The sequence below is a fragment of the Luteibacter rhizovicinus genome, from assembly GCF_004342265.1.
GTDB classification, from domain to species: domain Bacteria; phylum Pseudomonadota; class Gammaproteobacteria; order Xanthomonadales; family Rhodanobacteraceae; genus Luteibacter; species Luteibacter rhizovicinus_B.
This window is the reverse complement of sequence record NZ_SMCS01000012.1, coordinates 18,849-33,692: the sequence shown is the minus strand read 5'-3', so window position 1 is coordinate 33,692 and position 14,844 is coordinate 18,849. Positions and strand designations below refer to the sequence as shown.

The following is a 14,844-nucleotide window of genomic DNA, read 5'->3' as shown; positions in this document are numbered from 1 at the left end:
GGGATAGACGCGACGATGAGGGAGGCGCACGCTAACGGCCTGACTCGATCCCGCGACGGAGATACCCATGGGTTTTCTGCAGGACGCGCCGAAACTCGCGCATACCTACCGTAACGACCGCGTATTGCATGCATATCTCGGGCGCGCCCTGCCGGGCGATCGCTTCGATGCGCTGGAACCGGATCTGGATGCGCTTGGCGACTACGCCACCATGGCCTGGCACCGGCGCGAAATGACGCCGCGGACCGAACCGGTCCTGACGCAATGGGATGCATGGGGGCGCCGCGTCGATCGCATCGCTTTGACTCCCGCATGGGAGGAAGGACCGGGCATCACGACACGTCACGGCCTGCTGGCAGCCGGTCACGCCGACTCGCCCTACGCACGCATCGAACAGTTCGCCCGCGTATACCTCTATCACGTGGCCAGCGAGTTCTATACCTGCCCGCTGGCCATGACCGACGGCGCCGCCACGGCGCTGAAAGCCTCGGGCAATCGCGCGTTGACCGAACGAGCGCTACCGCATTTCCTGAGCCGCGACCCTGCCGATTTCTGGCTGTCCGGCCAGTGGATGACGGAGACGCGCGGCGGCTCCGATGTCGCGAATACCGAAACCATCGCGCGTCTGGACGATCACGGCCAATGGCGTCTTTATGGGCGCAAATGGTTCAGCTCGGCCGTTATCGGCGAAGCGGCGCTGGCGCTGGCGCGGCCGGAAGGCGCCGGTCCCGGCACATCCGCTCTTGCACTGTTTTACGTCGAGACCAAGGACGAGCGCGGTGCCTGGCGCGACATCACGATCGATCGTCTCAAGCACAAGCTGGGTACACGCGAACTTCCCACCGCGGAAATCCATCTCCACGGCCTGCCGGCAACCCCGGTCGGACCGCTGGATCATGGTGTCCGGCAGATCACCCCGATGCTCAACGTCACGCGAACGTGGAACGCGGTCTGCGCCATCGCCAGCATGAGCCGGGCCATCGCGCTCGCCCGCGACTACGCCACGAAGCGCAGCGCCTTCGGCGCGCGCCTCATCGACCAGCCGCTGCATGCCCGCACGCTGGCCGACCTGCAGGCGGAATTCGAAGGCGCTTTCGCCCTCACCTTCTTCGTCGTCGAGTTGCACGGACGCGTCGAGCAAGGACTGGCCGCCGCGCACGAACCCGCCCTGCTTCGCCTGCTGACGCCGCTTGCCAAGCTGTGGACCGGAAAAATGGCCGTCCGCATTACCTCCGAAGCCATCGAATGCTTCGGAGGTGCCGGCTACATCGAAGATACCGGCCTGCCCCAGCTGCTTCGCGACGCCCAGATCTATTCGATATGGGAAGGCACGACCAACGTGCTTTCGCTGGACACGCTGCGTGCCCTGGGTCCCGCGGGTCTGCAACCGGTGCGCGCTGCGATCGAACAACTGCTGGACAACCACGGCACCGGTCAGGAACGCGCGGCGATCGATGAGACATTCGATAATGTCGAACGCCTCCTGACGTCGCTACACAACGATCGCGCTGGCATGGAAGCATGCGCGCGCGGTGTCGCGTTCACGCTTTCGCGCGTGATGGCCGCCGCCCTGCTGGTACGCGCGGCACGCTGGGCCGCCGAACACGGCGATCCCCGCCCCGCGGCCGCCTGCCGGCGGTTCCTGGCGCATGGGCTCGACCGCCTCGTGGTGCCCGAGGGTACCGACGATGCGATGCTCGCGGGGGATCGGGTAGCGAGTGGCCAGCGGGTGGCGAAGGCTTTGTAGCGCCGCGAAGATAGGCGACATTCGGCAAACCGGCATGTGGCAACCCGGTCAGCAGCAGAAACCGAACCGCTCCCGGCCCTCACCGTCGCTCCTGCGCAGGCAGGAGCGACGGTGAGGGCTAGTAACGGTGGCACGTCCATCCGGCGCACTCCCTCCATCAGGTAAACTCCCCGCCTGCCTCCCAGCTTCCCCCAGGCCACCATGCAACAGCTCACGATCATCACCACCGGCGGAACCATCGACAAGGTCTATTTCGACGACAAGTCGGATTACCAGATCGGTGCGCCGCAGATCGGCGACATCCTGACCCAGCTCGGGGTTACCTTCCGCTTCGACGTCATTCCCATCCTGCGCAAGGACAGCCTGCACGTCACGGACGAAGATCGCGCGCTGATCCGCAGCACCATCGAAGCGCAGCCGCACCGGCACGTGCTGGTGACGCATGGCACCGACACCATGGTAGAGACGGCCCAGGTTCTCAAAGGCATCCCGGGCAAAGTCATCATGCTTACCGGCGCATTGAATCCCGCGCGCTTCCAGGGCTCGGACGCCGTGTTCAACATCGGTTGCGCCGTCGGTGCGGTGCAGACGCTGGACGAAGGCGTCTACATCGCGATGAACGGCCGGATATGGGACCCGGCCCAGGTGCGCAAGAACCGCGACGCGAATCGTTTCGAAGCCACCTGATTCAGTCGAAACGGGCGGCGGCTCGATCTTCGTAAACCGCGTCGACGGTCGCCCCCGCATCCGCCAGCCCCGCGCCACATCCTTCCGGGCAACGCCCCGGATATGGACGCGCGTTGTCCACCAGCTGGCGCGTCACCGCATCCACGTCGATCTTCGGATCGACGGACCGCATCAAGGCCACCAGACCCGCCACATGCGGCGCGGCCATCGACGTGCCCGGGTAGTACGCGTATCCGGACCGGGTGCGCTGCCGTTCTCCGGTGTCCACTGTCGACACTATGTCGTCGTACTTCACGCCGCTATTGGAACCGCCCGGCGCGGCCAGTGTCACATCGGCGCCGTAATTCGAATACCACGCCACGTCGCCCTGTCGCGCCAGCGCGGCCACCGAAACCACACCCGCACAATTGGCCGGCGACGACGTCGAAACGTTTTCCGTGGCGTTGCCCGCAGCAGCGACAACCGCGGTTCCGCGACTCCGTGCACGAGCGATCGCTTTGGCGAATGCTTTCCCACAGGCACGCGGCGTACCGAGGCTCAGGTTGATGACATCCGCACGATGCTTGTTCGCGGGTACTCCCGCGACCTTGCCACCCGCCGCCCAGACGATCGCATCGGCAATGTCGGACGTCGCCCCGCCACATTTGCCGAGTACGCGCACCGGAAGCACTTTCGCAGCCGGCGCGATACCGGTCATCCCAAGCCCATCGTTCTGCCGTGCGGCAACGATGCCCGCGACATGCGAACCATGCCATGACGAGGGAATGAACTGACGCGCGCGACATTCGCCGATTTCGTTCCAGTCGCCCTCGTCGGTGGGATCCGCATCGCGACCGCCGCCGTCCCGCGCCTCATCGACATCGCTGATGAAATCGTAACCACCCAGTAGCTGTCCATCGAATTCCGGATGCGGAACGATGCCCGTATCGAGCACGGCAACGACTGCTCCTTCTCCACGCGTGCGTTTCCATGCAACTTCCGCGTCGATGCCGACGCGTGCATCGTTGAGTGCCCATTGCCGCTTCCATAGCGGGTTGGTAACGAGCAACGGTTGCAGGTAGATGTCGGGCTCCACCTCGACTACGCCGCGCCCTTCGGCAAGCCGCTCCAGCGACGCGGCATCCGACAACTCGAACAATTCGCCGCCAGCGGCCAGCGTACGCACGTGGGTAACATGCTGCCCCGTACGCGCACCGAATGTCCTCGATGTATTGACGGCCGCCTGGCGAGCCGATGTCGCATTGTCGAAATGGACGATCGCGCGATGGGGTGCATCGGGCGATGTGGCTTGCGCGATGACGCATGCAAGCAAGAGAGTCGGGCAGACGATAAATCGCAACATGGCAACTCCTTCTTCCGTGGGAGCTGCCACATTAATTTTCTTCATGGAACAAGTTGGTCGGTTCGCTTAAACGAAATGAGTAGCTATGCCACGCATCCGGACACGACCTCGCCCTAGCTACCATGCTTTTTTTTGTAGGAGCTCGCTTGCGGGCGAAAGCCAACGAAGCGGAGAAGATGCGCGTGGCGTCCGCAGCCCGTAGATCGGGCTATCGTATGTGAGCATCAGGCTTCCTCGCCCTGTTGGCTTTCGCCCGCAAGCGAGCTCCTACAAAAAAAGCCACAAGGCTCTTCACGCACTACGGATGGACAGCCGCCGCGCGGCTCGTGTTACCAGCAGCTTCACCGCCTCACGCTCGTGCATCGGGCAGGCTGCGTTTGCTATAGGGCGAGCACGAGCCGAGCACGTGTTGGGACGGGACCGGCATGCGGTCACCTGGCCATGCGTCAACGCCATGCTTTCCTCCACGTGACCGCAGCGTTCGGAAGAGCCGTCGGCCACCACCCTCGACGCGACTTGCGCAACCGAGCGCGGCGGGCGGAAAAGGCCCGCAGGGGGCGGACCTGGACGGTCCGCCGTTTTCGCTGAGGCAGGGATGCCGAATCGAAAACCCCCGCCCGCAGCGCGGGCGCGACGGGGCGCAGCCATAGAACAAAAGCCGCGCAGCGGCTCTCCCTTCCCGAGCGACGGTGAAGCCGGAGCGTCGAGGGTGGTGGCCGACGGCTCTCCCCGAGACGTCCCAGCGCGAAAGCGAGGGCAAAGCCGAGCCGTCCCCCGAAAAGACGTGAAGAACAAAAAAAACCCGGGTGTCGCCACCCGGGTTTCTTCCTCTCACTAACCGCTACTTACCAGGTTGCAACCAGCGATACGCCCGAGAACGCGGCATAACCGCGAAGCTTGACGTAATACGTACCAGCCTGGCTCGACGAGAACGTGCAGGTCTCGTTGTTGCCCGTGAGGTACGGACGGCAACCATAGCTGCTCGTCGTCGGAGCGGAACCGAACTTCACATAGAGATCCGCATCGCCGGTACCGCCGGAGATCTTGATCACCAGGTTCTTACCCGCCGGAACCACGACGGTGTAGTTCAGTTCAGCGCTCGTCGCACCGGCAAGGCCGGTCTTGGCGACGCCATTCGACAGCGCACCACCCGAACCGCCACCGCCCGTGCAGCTGACGCCGACGCCCGTGAAGGCGGCGGTGACATCGGCCTTGGTGTAGCCCAGATCGGTCGCCGCACTTTCAACGCCGCAGGCACCCGAATTGAACGTACTGGATGCCGTCCAGTACAGCGCATTGGCGCGGGCGAAAGCCTTGAACGCCTTGGACGTATCCCAGCCGCTCGTCTTGGCCAGCAGGCAGAACGCCTTGTTGTACACGCCGCTCGAATAATGCACGTCGAGGCTGCTCGTGTAGTTCGCGGCGTTGTCGATGGAACTCCCATCCTGGGTCGGGTTGCACATATAGCGCAACGCGCCGGTACTCGACTTGAAGATGTCGGCGCCAACGAGGAAGTCGTTGCTGCCGCGGTCGTAGTACTCGGTGGCTTCGCCGGCGATGTCCGAATAAGCCTCGTTCATACCGCCGGACTGTCCGGAGTAGGTAAGGTTCGAGTGCTGTTCGGTATAACCGTGGCTGATTTCATGACCGGTCACGTCGACCGACACCAGCGGATAGAACGTGCTTGCGCCGTCGCCGAAGTTCATCGACGTGCCGTCCCAGAACGCGTTCTCGTAGCTGGTGCTGTAATGCACATTCATCAGCAGCACCTGGTTCAACGGGGCCGCACCGGTGTATGCCACATACATGTCATGCACCACGCCACCGAAATGGTGGGCGTCGTTGATCGGCGAATAGGCGCCGTTGATGGCGTCGCCGCTGCTGCCCGACGCGCAGGTGAAGCTCCACAACGTACCGCCGCTGGTGCCGTGGTTGAGGTTGTAGGTCTTCACGTTGGCGTTCTGCGCGGTACATGTCGTACCCGACTGCGACACAAGCAGCTTCGGATGGGCCTGTGACGATCCGTCGTACTGGTACTGTCCGGTTTTCGCGTTGCCGCCGGGACCCGTTGCCAGGTAATCGGCCGTTGTCAGACCTTCCCACTGCTGGATCACTTCGCCGGTGTTGGCATCGATGATCGCGGTGGGACGCGACGGATGATCGCCGCCAGTGAAATATGAGGTCAGGTAGATCAGACGCGCCGGCGCACCTTCGACCGGATAAACGTAGAGATCGGCCTTCGTGTTCCCGATGCTGGCCGCTGCCGAAAGAGTCAGCGCACGCGACTGACGCTGCAGGATCGCGAGTGCCGCGGCGCCGTCGATCTTCGGCGACACGGAAGCGATATCGATGCCCAGATCCTGCGCGACGATACCGTTGGCGACGAGCGAATTACCCTGCGCGTCCTGTTCGACGGCAAGGCTGCGGCCGAACACCGGCACACCCTTGAAGGTCTGCTGCATGCGGACCGTCTGCGTGCCTCTTGCGGTGGGCAGCGAGTTCTTCGCTACGAAAGCGTTGTCGGCGCTGAGGCCCAGGCGCGCGACGAGCTGATTCGTCGGTGCGACGCCCAGCGACTGTGCCTGCAGGTGCTGCTCGGTAGCCGCACTGGCGACCGTTGCGGCGGTGACGCCGAGTGCTGCGACCAGCAGTTTCAAGCGAACATGACTTGGCATTACGTCCCTCCTCCAGAGGATGGGCAAGCAACGGCCATTGCGGCCGCACGGACCACATCCAAACGTAAAGAACCGCGCGTCGCGCGGATGATGTTTGCCTAGCGATCCCGTGTCCGCCCGTAATGACGCTCCTTCCCCTTTCTTCCGTAGAGGAACGTCGTGGACGTAAAGATGAACGCCGTGGGCGACAGGGGCCCACGTAACGGAATCGACGCACCGGCCTCCCAACCAAGCGCCGGGACACAAGCTAACGCATCATTACGTCGGTAACTATCTAGGGATTACCCTAGGTCGCATGCATTCGTTCACGTTATCCGCACTTGCGGGAGCGTGGGAAACGGATCAGAGCATGCCCGTTTCGAGTTTCGCCGCATCCGACATCATCGAATGGTTCCACGGCGGATCGAATACCAGATCGACATCCGCTTCGTTCACGGTGGGAATCAGTTCGAGCTTCGTGCGCACGTCGTCGACGAGAATGTCGCCCATGCCGCAACCGGGCGCGGTGAGCGTCATCTTCACGTAGGCTTTGCGCGCGCCGTCGTCGCCGTGTTCCAGGCTCACGTCGTAGACGAGACCCAGTTCGACGACGTTGATAGGAATTTCCGGATCGAAACACGTGCGCAGTTGCTGCCACACGAGCTTTTCCACATCGTCGTCGCTGGCGCCCTCGGCCAGTTCGATCGGCTTCGGGGGTTCCTTGCCCAGCGCGTCGGCGTCGTCGCCGGCGATACGGAAAAGGTTGCCTTCCACATAAACCGTGAAGCTGCCGCCCAGCGCCTGGGTGATGTAGCCAATCTGCCCTGCCGGCAGCGTGACCGTTTCGCCCTGCGGCACCATGACCGCCTGGCAATCTCGCTCCAGTGTGAAGGGCTCGCTGCTGAGACTGAAACCGCTCATGCCTGTCCTGTTGATGAGGCCGCGTCGCGGCCGCAAAGTCGATCATTATGACGCCAGAGGGCGTAATCGCTAAATCGGGGCATCCGGCCGCTTCTCAAGGCGGCGAATCCCCGACCGGGTTATGATGGCCGTTTTTCGCCTACGGAATTCTCCGCCCGTGCCAGCCAGCCCCCAGGCCACCGATGCCGTCTGATCGTCTGCGCGCCCTGCCGGGCCAGCTGTTCACCGCTCTGTGCGCCGCCATGTTCGGACTGGCGGCCGGCGCGCTGTGGACGCTTCCGTCCATGTTCTACGGACGGGCCCTGCCCCTGCTGGCGCTGCCCGTCGGCTGGATACTCGGCGTTATCGTGCGCCGCTGGCTGAAGGCCCAGGGCGGATACGGCGCGCTGCTGGCCGCCGCCGCGACACTGCTCGCAAGCCTCTACACCACGTGCCTGGTCGCCGCCGCGATGATCGCCGGCCTCATGGGCGTGGGATTCGCCGACGCGCTCCGCGACGCCGGCCCGAAGATGCTTCTGGAACTCGCACGCCTGTCTATCGGCCCGCGCGAGCTGGCGTTCCACCTGGCCGGCGCGGCCCTTGCCGCGCTGGCCGCGTGGCCGCTCAGGCGTCGATCGCCTTCGTCGCCGTAATCAGTTCGGCGACCGCCGCCTGGCCGTCGCCGTACAACATGCGCGTGTTATCGGCATAGAACAGCGCATTCTCGATGCCCGCGAAGCCCGTGCCCTTGCCGCGCTTGATCACAATGACGTTCTTCGCCGCCTCCACGTCCAGGATCGGCATACCGTAGATCGGCGATCCCGGGTCGGTCTTCGCGACAGGATTGACCACATCGTTCGCGCCGATCACCAGCGCCACATCGACCGCCGGGAATTCCGGGTTGATGTCGTCCATATCCGCGATCAGGTCGTAAGGCACGCCGGCTTCGGCCAGCAGCACGTTCATATGGCCCGGCATGCGGCCGGCGACCGGATGGATCGCGAAACGGACCTTCACGCCACGGGCGATAAGCAGTTGCGCCAGCTCCCAGACCTTGTGCTGGGCCTGGGCCACCGCGAGCCCATAACCAGGCACGATAACCACGCGCTCCGCGTAAGCCATCATCACCGCGACGTCCGCGGCGTCGATGGGCTTCTGCGCGCCATCGATCGCTTTCGCCTCGCCGGAAGCGACACCGAAACTGCCGAACAGCACGTTGCCGAGCGAGCGATTCATCGCCCGCGCCATCAACTGCGTGAGCAGCGTACCCGCCGCGCCGACGACCGTGCCCGCGATGATCATGGTCTCGTTGCCGAGCACGAAGCCTTCGAAGGCGACGGCCAGACCGGTAAGGGCGTTATAAAGCGAGATCACCACCGGCATGTCCGCGCCGCCGATCGGCAGCGTCATCATCACGCCGAGGGCCAGCGACAGCACGAAGAAGACGGTGATCGCCGTGGCGTCGAGCCGACCCACCACGAGCCAGATGCCGATGGCCAGCGCGGCAATGAGAACCAACGCATTGACCGTGCGCTGCCCGGCGAATACGAAGCGGCGATCAAGCCAGCCCTGCAGCTTGCCGAAGGCAACCAGCGAGCCACTGAAACTCACGGCGCCGATCAGCGAGCCCACCAGCGCCAGCGCCAGATGCGCGGTCGACGGCGGGTCGTAACCGGCAACGGCGTACGTACCGCCACCGAGCAGATGCACGACATGCGAGGCATAACCGTAGAGTTCGGCGCCACCGATGGCGGCCGCGGCGCCACCGCCCATGCCGTTATAGAGCGCCACCATTTCGGGCATGGCGGTCATCGCGACGCGACGTCCCGACCACCATGCGGCCAGCGTACCCAGCACCAGCGCCAGCAGCATCAGTTCGCGATGCTTAAGACCCGGCAGGAACAGCGTGGCCGCCACGGCGAGCAGCATGCCCACACCTGCCCAGCCGATACCGCCGCGCGCGGTGCGCGGCGAGCTCATGCGTTTGAGTCCGAGGATGAAAAGAAGCGCCGCAGCGAAGTAACAAGCCTGGATGACGGACGGGAACCAGTCCGTCATGAGCGCTTCTCCCGGCTGGCGCGGAACATTTCCAGCATGCGCCCGGTAACGACATAGCCGCCGACCGCATTGCCGGCGCCAAGGAGCACACCGACGAAGCCGATCGTAATTTCCAGCGGGGATTCGGCCCTGCCCAGCGCTATCATCGCCCCAATCACGACGATGCCATGGATGAAATTCGAACCGGACATGAGCGGGGTGTGCAGAATCACCGGCACGCGCGCGATGACTTCATACCCCGTAAATGCCGCCAACATGAAGATGTATAGCGCCAGAAACCCGTCGAGCATGCCCACTCCCCGTAGTCTGTCCGTCTCCCACCGATCATACGTGGGCACCGCGGGAGACGATAGGCACGTCAACCGGCGGCCCTAAACCGCGTTAACCGGAGAGTTCGACCCGTATGGAGCATGAGGATGCGGAACCCGATAAGGCGGAACCGGAAGCGATGAATGCCGGGATCGCCCTCGACAGCACCTTGCTGGACGTTGTCCGCGAGGTTCCGCGGAGCATGGATGCCTTCCTTGCCCAGGTCGAACGGCGCGCCTGGCGCATGGCCGAACTGAATCTCGGCAATCGCGAAGACGCGCTGGACGCGGTACAGGACGCCATGATGCGGCTGGTACAGCACTACAGCGGCAAGCCCGCCGAGGAATGGACCCCGCTGTTCTGGGGCATCCTGCGGCGACGTATCGTCGACCTGCAGCGCCGCCGGAAAGTCCGCTCGATCGTGGTGGGCTGGCTGGGGGGCGGGAAGGACGACGATGGCGACGAACTTCCCGCATGGGAGCCCGCGGACGAAGGTCCCGATCCATCGGCGAAGTTGCAGGACGCGCAGGCTTACAACGACATCGCGACAGCGGTACGCACCTTGCCGCGCCGCCAGCGCGAAGCGTTCATGTTGCGGGTGCTGGAAGGCCTGGACGTCGCGGAAACCGCCGCGGCCATGGGTTGCTCTGACGGAAGTGTGAAAACTCATCTTTCGCGCGCGATGCACGCGCTGCGCGATCAACTGGAGGCATGGCGATGAGCCAGCGCGACGAAGACATCAAACGCAGGGCACGCGAGCTTTACCTGCGCGCCAGCAGTGAAGTCGATCCGGCGACCGCCGGCCGTCTGCGCGCGGCCCGGCGCAACGCACTCGACAAGCCGCAGGCCCATGCAACGCGACGCATGCTGCTGCCAGCGGGCGCGTTCGCCGTGGTTGCACTGGCTTCGCTGATGCTCTGGCAACCGCTCACGGGCTCGTCCAGCGCCCCGACCAAGGCGGTGCAATCCGTCGAAGCGGACAGCGACCTGCCGCCCGATGCCGACAGTGCCGATCCGGCGCTGTACCAGAACCTCGATTTCTACGGATGGCTCGCAACCGACCAGCGCGCGGCATCCCCGACCCGATGACAACCATGCGCCCCTCCATCCTTGCCGCCATTCTCGCGCTGCTGCTTGTCGCTTTCGCACCGGCTATCGCGTTGGCGCAGGATCGTCCGCCTCCGCCCCCGCCCGGAGAGCGCGGCCCGCCGCCTCCGCCGCGCCCGTGGAGCACGCTGACGCCCGACCAACGCCAGATGTTCGCGCCGCTTTCCAAGGAGTGGGACGACTTTCCGCCCCGTCGCCAGCAACACATGCTGGAGAAGGCGGCGCGCTGGGCGACGTTGCCGGAAGACAAGCGCGCCGAAATCCGCGAACGCATCGTCCGCTGGCAACAGATGTCGCCGGAGCAGCGCGAAGAAGCGCGCCGCAACATGAAAAAATTCCACGATCTGACGCCGCAGCAACGCGATCAGCTGCATGCCGCGTTCGATCGTTTTCGCCAGCTTCCGCCCGACCAGCGTCAGGCGCTGATGCGGAAGTGGGAGAACCAGTCGCCGGACGACCGGCGCAAGTGGATCGACAGTCTGGGGCCGAACAGTGTCCTGCCTCCGCCGCCCGACGGTCCGCCGCCTCCGGACGGTCCCAGTCCGGATGGGCATGGTCGTCGGCCGCCTCCGCCACCGGGCGGTTGAGCGTAAAGCAACGAACATTATCGCCACCGTTCCTGCCTGCGCGGGGGCCACGGTGAGGGATAGAAATATCCCTCTAACGTCAGATCAACTGCGGCTGCTTTTCCCCGACACGATTCACACACGTCGCCGCGACAAGATCGTCCGCGAAATCCGGTGACAACCCACCGTCGCGCACCAGCAGACCGGCGAAGTTGAGCAGGTTGCGCGCATACATTTCCGACGCGTGCAGCGGTGCGCCGGCCGCCAGGTCGAGTGGACCAAGCACGGTCACCCCGCCGACATTCACACGCTGCCCCGGCACCGTCGCCACGCAATTGCCGCCGCTTTCGGCGGCGAGGTCGACGATCAGCGCGCCGGGCTTCATCCCTTCCAGCATCGCCGCCGTGAGTATCTTCGGCGCCGGTCTGCCGGGCACGGCGGCTGTCGTTACGACCACATCGAAAACCCGCAGCCGCTCGCCGAGGGCGGCCTGCTGCGCGGCCTGTTCCTCTGCCGACAACTCGCGCGCATAACCGCCGCTGCCGCTGGCACTGACACCCAGGTCGAGAAAACGCGCGCCCAGGGATTCGATCTGCTCGCGGGTTTCCGGACGAACGTCGTAACCCTCGATCTGCGCACCCAGACGCCGCGCCGTAGCGATAGCTTGCAGACCGGCCACGCCAGCGCCGATCACCAACACTTTCGCCGGCCGGATCGTACCCGCCGCCGTGGTCAGCATCGGAAAGAACATCGGCGCCGCTTCGGCCGCGATCAACATGGCCCGGTAACCGGCTACGGCCGCCTGGGAGCTCAGTACGTCCATCGCCTGGGCGCGCGTGGTGCGCGGCAGGAGTTCCAGCGAAAAAGCCGTAACGCCGCGCTCGCCGAGTGCCTCGAGCCGGTCGTGTGCCGCATTCGGGCGCAACTGGCCGACGATGGCCGTACCGGCACGCAGGGCCGTGAGACGGTCGGCGGGAGGAAGCTGGACGCATAGCAACAAGTCGGCTCGCGCCGCCACGTCGGCCGCATCGGCGGGGGTAGCACCGGCGGCGACATAAGTCGCGTCGGGAAAGCCCGCCTCGCGCCCGGCGTCGTGTTCGAAAATGACGGCCAACCCACGGGCCACCAGCTTGCGCGCCGTCTCCGGCGTCAAAGCCACCCGTCGCTCGCCTTTCGCAGTCTCGCGCAACGCGCCCACAGTCATCGGCATACCAGGACTCCTCCCGCCCGTTCGGGCCATGGTAGCGTGCCCGCCACGTCGAGGGGCGGTCCCAAGCCGGGTACACTGAGCCGATGACCGCAGACGACCTCCACCTCCTCAATACCCGTCATTCCGTCCCGTCGCGCCAGCTCGGCGAACCTGCCCCCGATGCCGCCTCGCTGGCCCGGCTGCTCGAAGCCGCCGTCCGCGTGCCCGATCACGGCAAGCTGGTGCCTTTCCGCATCCTGACGCTGCGTGGCGACGCCAAACTGGCCTTCGGCGCGCAACTCACGGCGATGGCTTTGGCGAAGCACCCGGATATGCCTGAGTCGAAGCGGGAGAAAGAACGTCACCGCTACACCTTCGCGCCCCTGGTGCTGGTTGTCGTTGCCCACATCCATCGCGACAGCACGGTGCCGGAGTTCGAGCAGAACCTCAGCGCAGGCTGCGTTGCCTACAACATGCTGCTGGGTGCGCAGGCACTCGGCTTCGGCGCGCAGTGGCTGACCGGCTGGGCGGCGTACGACCGCGATGTCGCGGCGCTGCTGGGCCTTGCCGACAACGAGCACGTCGTCGGCTTCGTGCACATGGGCACGGCGACGATGGACACACCGGACCGCGACCGCCCCTCCGTCGACGGGATCGTGAGCGAATGGACACCGTGACCGATTCGTCCGTCGTCCATCTGGTCGACGGCAGTCTCTATGTGTTCCGCGCCTGGCATTCGATGCCGGACGAGTTCCACGATCGCGAAGGCGAGTCGGTCAACGCCGTGCACGGCTTTACGCGTTTTCTTTGCGAACTGCTGGAAAAAACCAGCGCCGAACACATCGCGGTCGCCTTCGACGCCTCGCTGACCACCTCGTTCCGCAACGCCATCTATCCGGCCTATAAAGCCAATCGCGAGCTTCCGCCGCCGCAGTTGGTGCGTCAGTTCGCGCTATGCCGGGAAATCTCGGCAGCGCTCGGACTCACGGTACTGAACGACCACCAGTACGAAGCCGACGATCTTATCGGCAGCGCGCTGTGGGGCCTGCGCGCCCATGGTTTCCGCGGCGTCATCGTCTCGGCCGATAAGGATTTCGGCCAGCTGCTGGGCGAAGGCGACGAACAATGGGACTTCGCGCGCGGCATGCGCTGGGGCGCGGCCGGCGTGTTCGACCGGCTGGGCGTGCATCCGCATCAGGTCGCCGACTATCTCGCACTATGCGGCGACGCCGTGGACAACATTCCCGGCGTGCCCGGCGTCGGCGCCAAGACGGCCGCCGCGCTGCTGGCCCATTTCGGCGATCTGGACAGCGTGCTCGAACGCATCGACGAAGTGCCGTTCCTGCGCATTCGCGGCGCGGCGGCATGTGCCGTCCGGCTGCGCGAACACGCCGATCAGGCCCGCCTGTGCCGCCGGTTGACCCGCATTGCGCTGGATATCGCGGTAGCCGAAACGGCCGATGCGCTTATCCGCCGTCGTGGCGAGGCTTCGACGCTCGACGAGCTTTGCGAGCGGCTGCGGTTCGGGCCGTTGACGCGGTCCCGGCTTCGCGCGTTGATCTGAAAGCCTCTCTCCCGGTCACACCCCAGAGATAAATCCCCCGTCATAATTCCCGCCATCACCTCACGGAGCGCCATGCCATGCCGACCAGCCCCCTGCCCCACGCCTCACCGATTCCCGATGACGCCAGCGCGCCGGTGGAGCTGCTTTATGCGGGCAAGTGGCTGACGCTGAAGAAACGCGGACGCTGGGAATACGTCGAGCGCAACAATCCGGGCGGAGCGGTGATCATCCTGGCGGTGACGCCCGAGGACAAAGTCATCTTCGTCGAGCAGTACCGGGTATCGATCCTGAAGAACACCATCGAAATGCCCGCGGGCCTCGTAGGCGACCTCGAAGATCAGGAAGACGAGGACGTCCTGCTCGCCGCGCGTCGCGAACTGGAAGAAGAAACCGGCTATGCCTGCGGTCGCATCGATTTCGTACACGAAGGCCCCTCCTCGTCGGGCATGAGCACCGAAATGATCGCCTTCGCCCGCGCCTGGGATCTGGTGAAGGTCGGTCCTGGCGGTGGCGACGAGTCGGAGAACATCGTCGTCCACGAAGTGCCACGCTCGGAAGCGGGCGCATGGCTGTTCGCCCGCGCGGCGGAGGGATTCTCGATCGACGCGAAGCTGTTCGCGGGCCTGTGGTTCATCGAACACCCGGAAGCGCATACACGCTGAGATCCCGTTATATGTAGGGAATTCGTCTACCCGGCCAGGAAGTCAATTCTTGTCCCGAC

At 64.9% G+C, this 14,844-nt stretch carries 15 protein-coding genes; 9 read left to right on the top strand and 6 right to left on the bottom strand.

From position 1 onward, the window contains the following. The first annotated feature begins 67 nt into the window (after positions 1 to 67). Both EC912_RS18725 and EC912_RS18720 read left to right on the top strand, forming a co-directional pair. On the top strand, positions 68 to 1,747 hold the full coding sequence (locus EC912_RS18725) for an acyl-CoA dehydrogenase family protein (protein WP_132147436.1): 1,680 nt from the start codon (positions 68 to 70) through the stop codon (positions 1,745 to 1,747). Positions 1,748 to 1,948: 201 nt separating this feature from the next. Beyond that, positions 1,949 to 2,434, top strand: coding sequence for an asparaginase domain-containing protein (locus EC912_RS18720; protein WP_132147433.1), 486 nt, complete (start codon positions 1,949 to 1,951; stop codon positions 2,432 to 2,434). Between the two features lies 1 nt (position 2,435). Here the strand turns inward: EC912_RS18720 and EC912_RS18715 are convergent, their stop codons facing one another. From EC912_RS18715 to sufT, 3 genes are all read right to left on the bottom strand, one after another. Further along, positions 2,436 to 3,776: a S8 family peptidase gene (locus EC912_RS18715; RefSeq protein ID WP_165973668.1), complete on the bottom strand. Its 1,341-nt coding sequence runs from the start codon at positions 3,774 to 3,776 to the stop codon at positions 2,436 to 2,438. Between the two features lie 845 nt (positions 3,777 to 4,621). Beyond that, positions 4,622 to 6,451, bottom strand: coding sequence for a M4 family metallopeptidase (locus EC912_RS18710; RefSeq protein ID WP_132147427.1), 1,830 nt, complete (start codon positions 6,449 to 6,451; stop codon positions 4,622 to 4,624). Between the two features lie 342 nt (positions 6,452 to 6,793). Further along, positions 6,794 to 7,351 (bottom strand): putative Fe-S cluster assembly protein SufT, encoded by a 558-nt coding sequence (gene sufT / locus EC912_RS18705; protein WP_132147424.1) that lies wholly within the window; start codon positions 7,349 to 7,351, stop codon positions 6,794 to 6,796. Between the two features lie 182 nt (positions 7,352 to 7,533). Between sufT and EC912_RS18700 the strand changes: the two genes are divergently transcribed. Next, positions 7,534 to 7,983: a hypothetical protein gene (locus EC912_RS18700; RefSeq protein WP_243649353.1), complete on the top strand. Its 450-nt coding sequence runs from the start codon at positions 7,534 to 7,536 to the stop codon at positions 7,981 to 7,983. On the opposite strand, the gene EC912_RS18695 is transcribed toward EC912_RS18700, so the two are convergent. Both EC912_RS18695 and EC912_RS18690 read right to left on the bottom strand, forming a co-directional pair. After that, a complete protein-coding gene (locus EC912_RS18695; RefSeq protein WP_132147421.1) occupies positions 7,955 to 9,388 on the bottom strand; it encodes an NAD(P)(+) transhydrogenase (Re/Si-specific) subunit beta in 1,434 nt (477 codons plus the stop codon). The genes EC912_RS18700 and EC912_RS18695 overlap by 29 nt on opposite strands. After that, entirely contained in the window at positions 9,385 to 9,678 is a 294-nt protein-coding gene (locus tag EC912_RS18690; RefSeq protein WP_132147550.1) for an NAD(P) transhydrogenase subunit alpha, read from the bottom strand. Before EC912_RS18690 ends, EC912_RS18695 begins: the two co-directional genes overlap by 4 nt. Positions 9,679 to 9,836: 158 nt before the next feature. On the opposite strand from EC912_RS18690, the gene EC912_RS18685 reads away from it, so the two are divergent. Genes EC912_RS18685 through EC912_RS18675 form a run of 3 tightly spaced genes read left to right on the top strand, consistent with a single transcriptional unit; the run spans position 9,837 to position 11,391 of the window. Further along, entirely contained in the window at positions 9,837 to 10,418 is a 582-nt protein-coding gene (locus tag EC912_RS18685; RefSeq protein ID WP_132147418.1) for an RNA polymerase sigma factor, read from the top strand. After that, a complete protein-coding gene (locus EC912_RS18680) occupies positions 10,415 to 10,786 on the top strand; it encodes a hypothetical protein (protein ID WP_132147415.1) in 372 nt (123 codons plus the stop codon). The genes EC912_RS18685 and EC912_RS18680 overlap by 4 nt, the downstream gene beginning before the upstream one ends. Before the next feature lie 5 nt (positions 10,787 to 10,791). Next, complete coding sequence (locus tag EC912_RS18675) at positions 10,792 to 11,391, top strand: DUF3106 domain-containing protein (protein WP_132147412.1); 600 nt, start codon at positions 10,792 to 10,794, stop codon at positions 11,389 to 11,391. Positions 11,392 to 11,470: 79 nt separating this feature from the next. Here the strand turns inward: EC912_RS18675 and EC912_RS18670 are convergent, their stop codons facing one another. Continuing rightward, complete coding sequence (locus tag EC912_RS18670; RefSeq protein WP_132147409.1) at positions 11,471 to 12,580, bottom strand: NAD(P) transhydrogenase subunit alpha; 1,110 nt, start codon at positions 12,578 to 12,580, stop codon at positions 11,471 to 11,473. An 83-nt stretch (positions 12,581 to 12,663) separates the two neighbouring features. On the opposite strand from EC912_RS18670, the gene EC912_RS18665 reads away from it, so the two are divergent. The 3 genes from EC912_RS18665 to EC912_RS18655 all read left to right on the top strand — a co-directional run bounded on the left by EC912_RS18665 (position 12,664) and on the right by EC912_RS18655 (position 14,785). Further along, positions 12,664 to 13,236: a nitroreductase family protein gene (locus tag EC912_RS18665; RefSeq protein WP_132147406.1), complete on the top strand. Its 573-nt coding sequence runs from the start codon at positions 12,664 to 12,666 to the stop codon at positions 13,234 to 13,236. Next, positions 13,224 to 14,123: a 5'-3' exonuclease gene (locus tag EC912_RS18660; protein WP_132147403.1), complete on the top strand. Its 900-nt coding sequence runs from the start codon at positions 13,224 to 13,226 to the stop codon at positions 14,121 to 14,123. The genes EC912_RS18665 and EC912_RS18660 overlap by 13 nt, the downstream gene beginning before the upstream one ends. A 77-nt stretch (positions 14,124 to 14,200) precedes the next feature. Beyond that, complete coding sequence (locus tag EC912_RS18655; RefSeq protein WP_132147400.1) at positions 14,201 to 14,785, top strand: NUDIX hydrolase; 585 nt, start codon at positions 14,201 to 14,203, stop codon at positions 14,783 to 14,785. Positions 14,786 to 14,844: the final 59 nt, after the last annotated feature.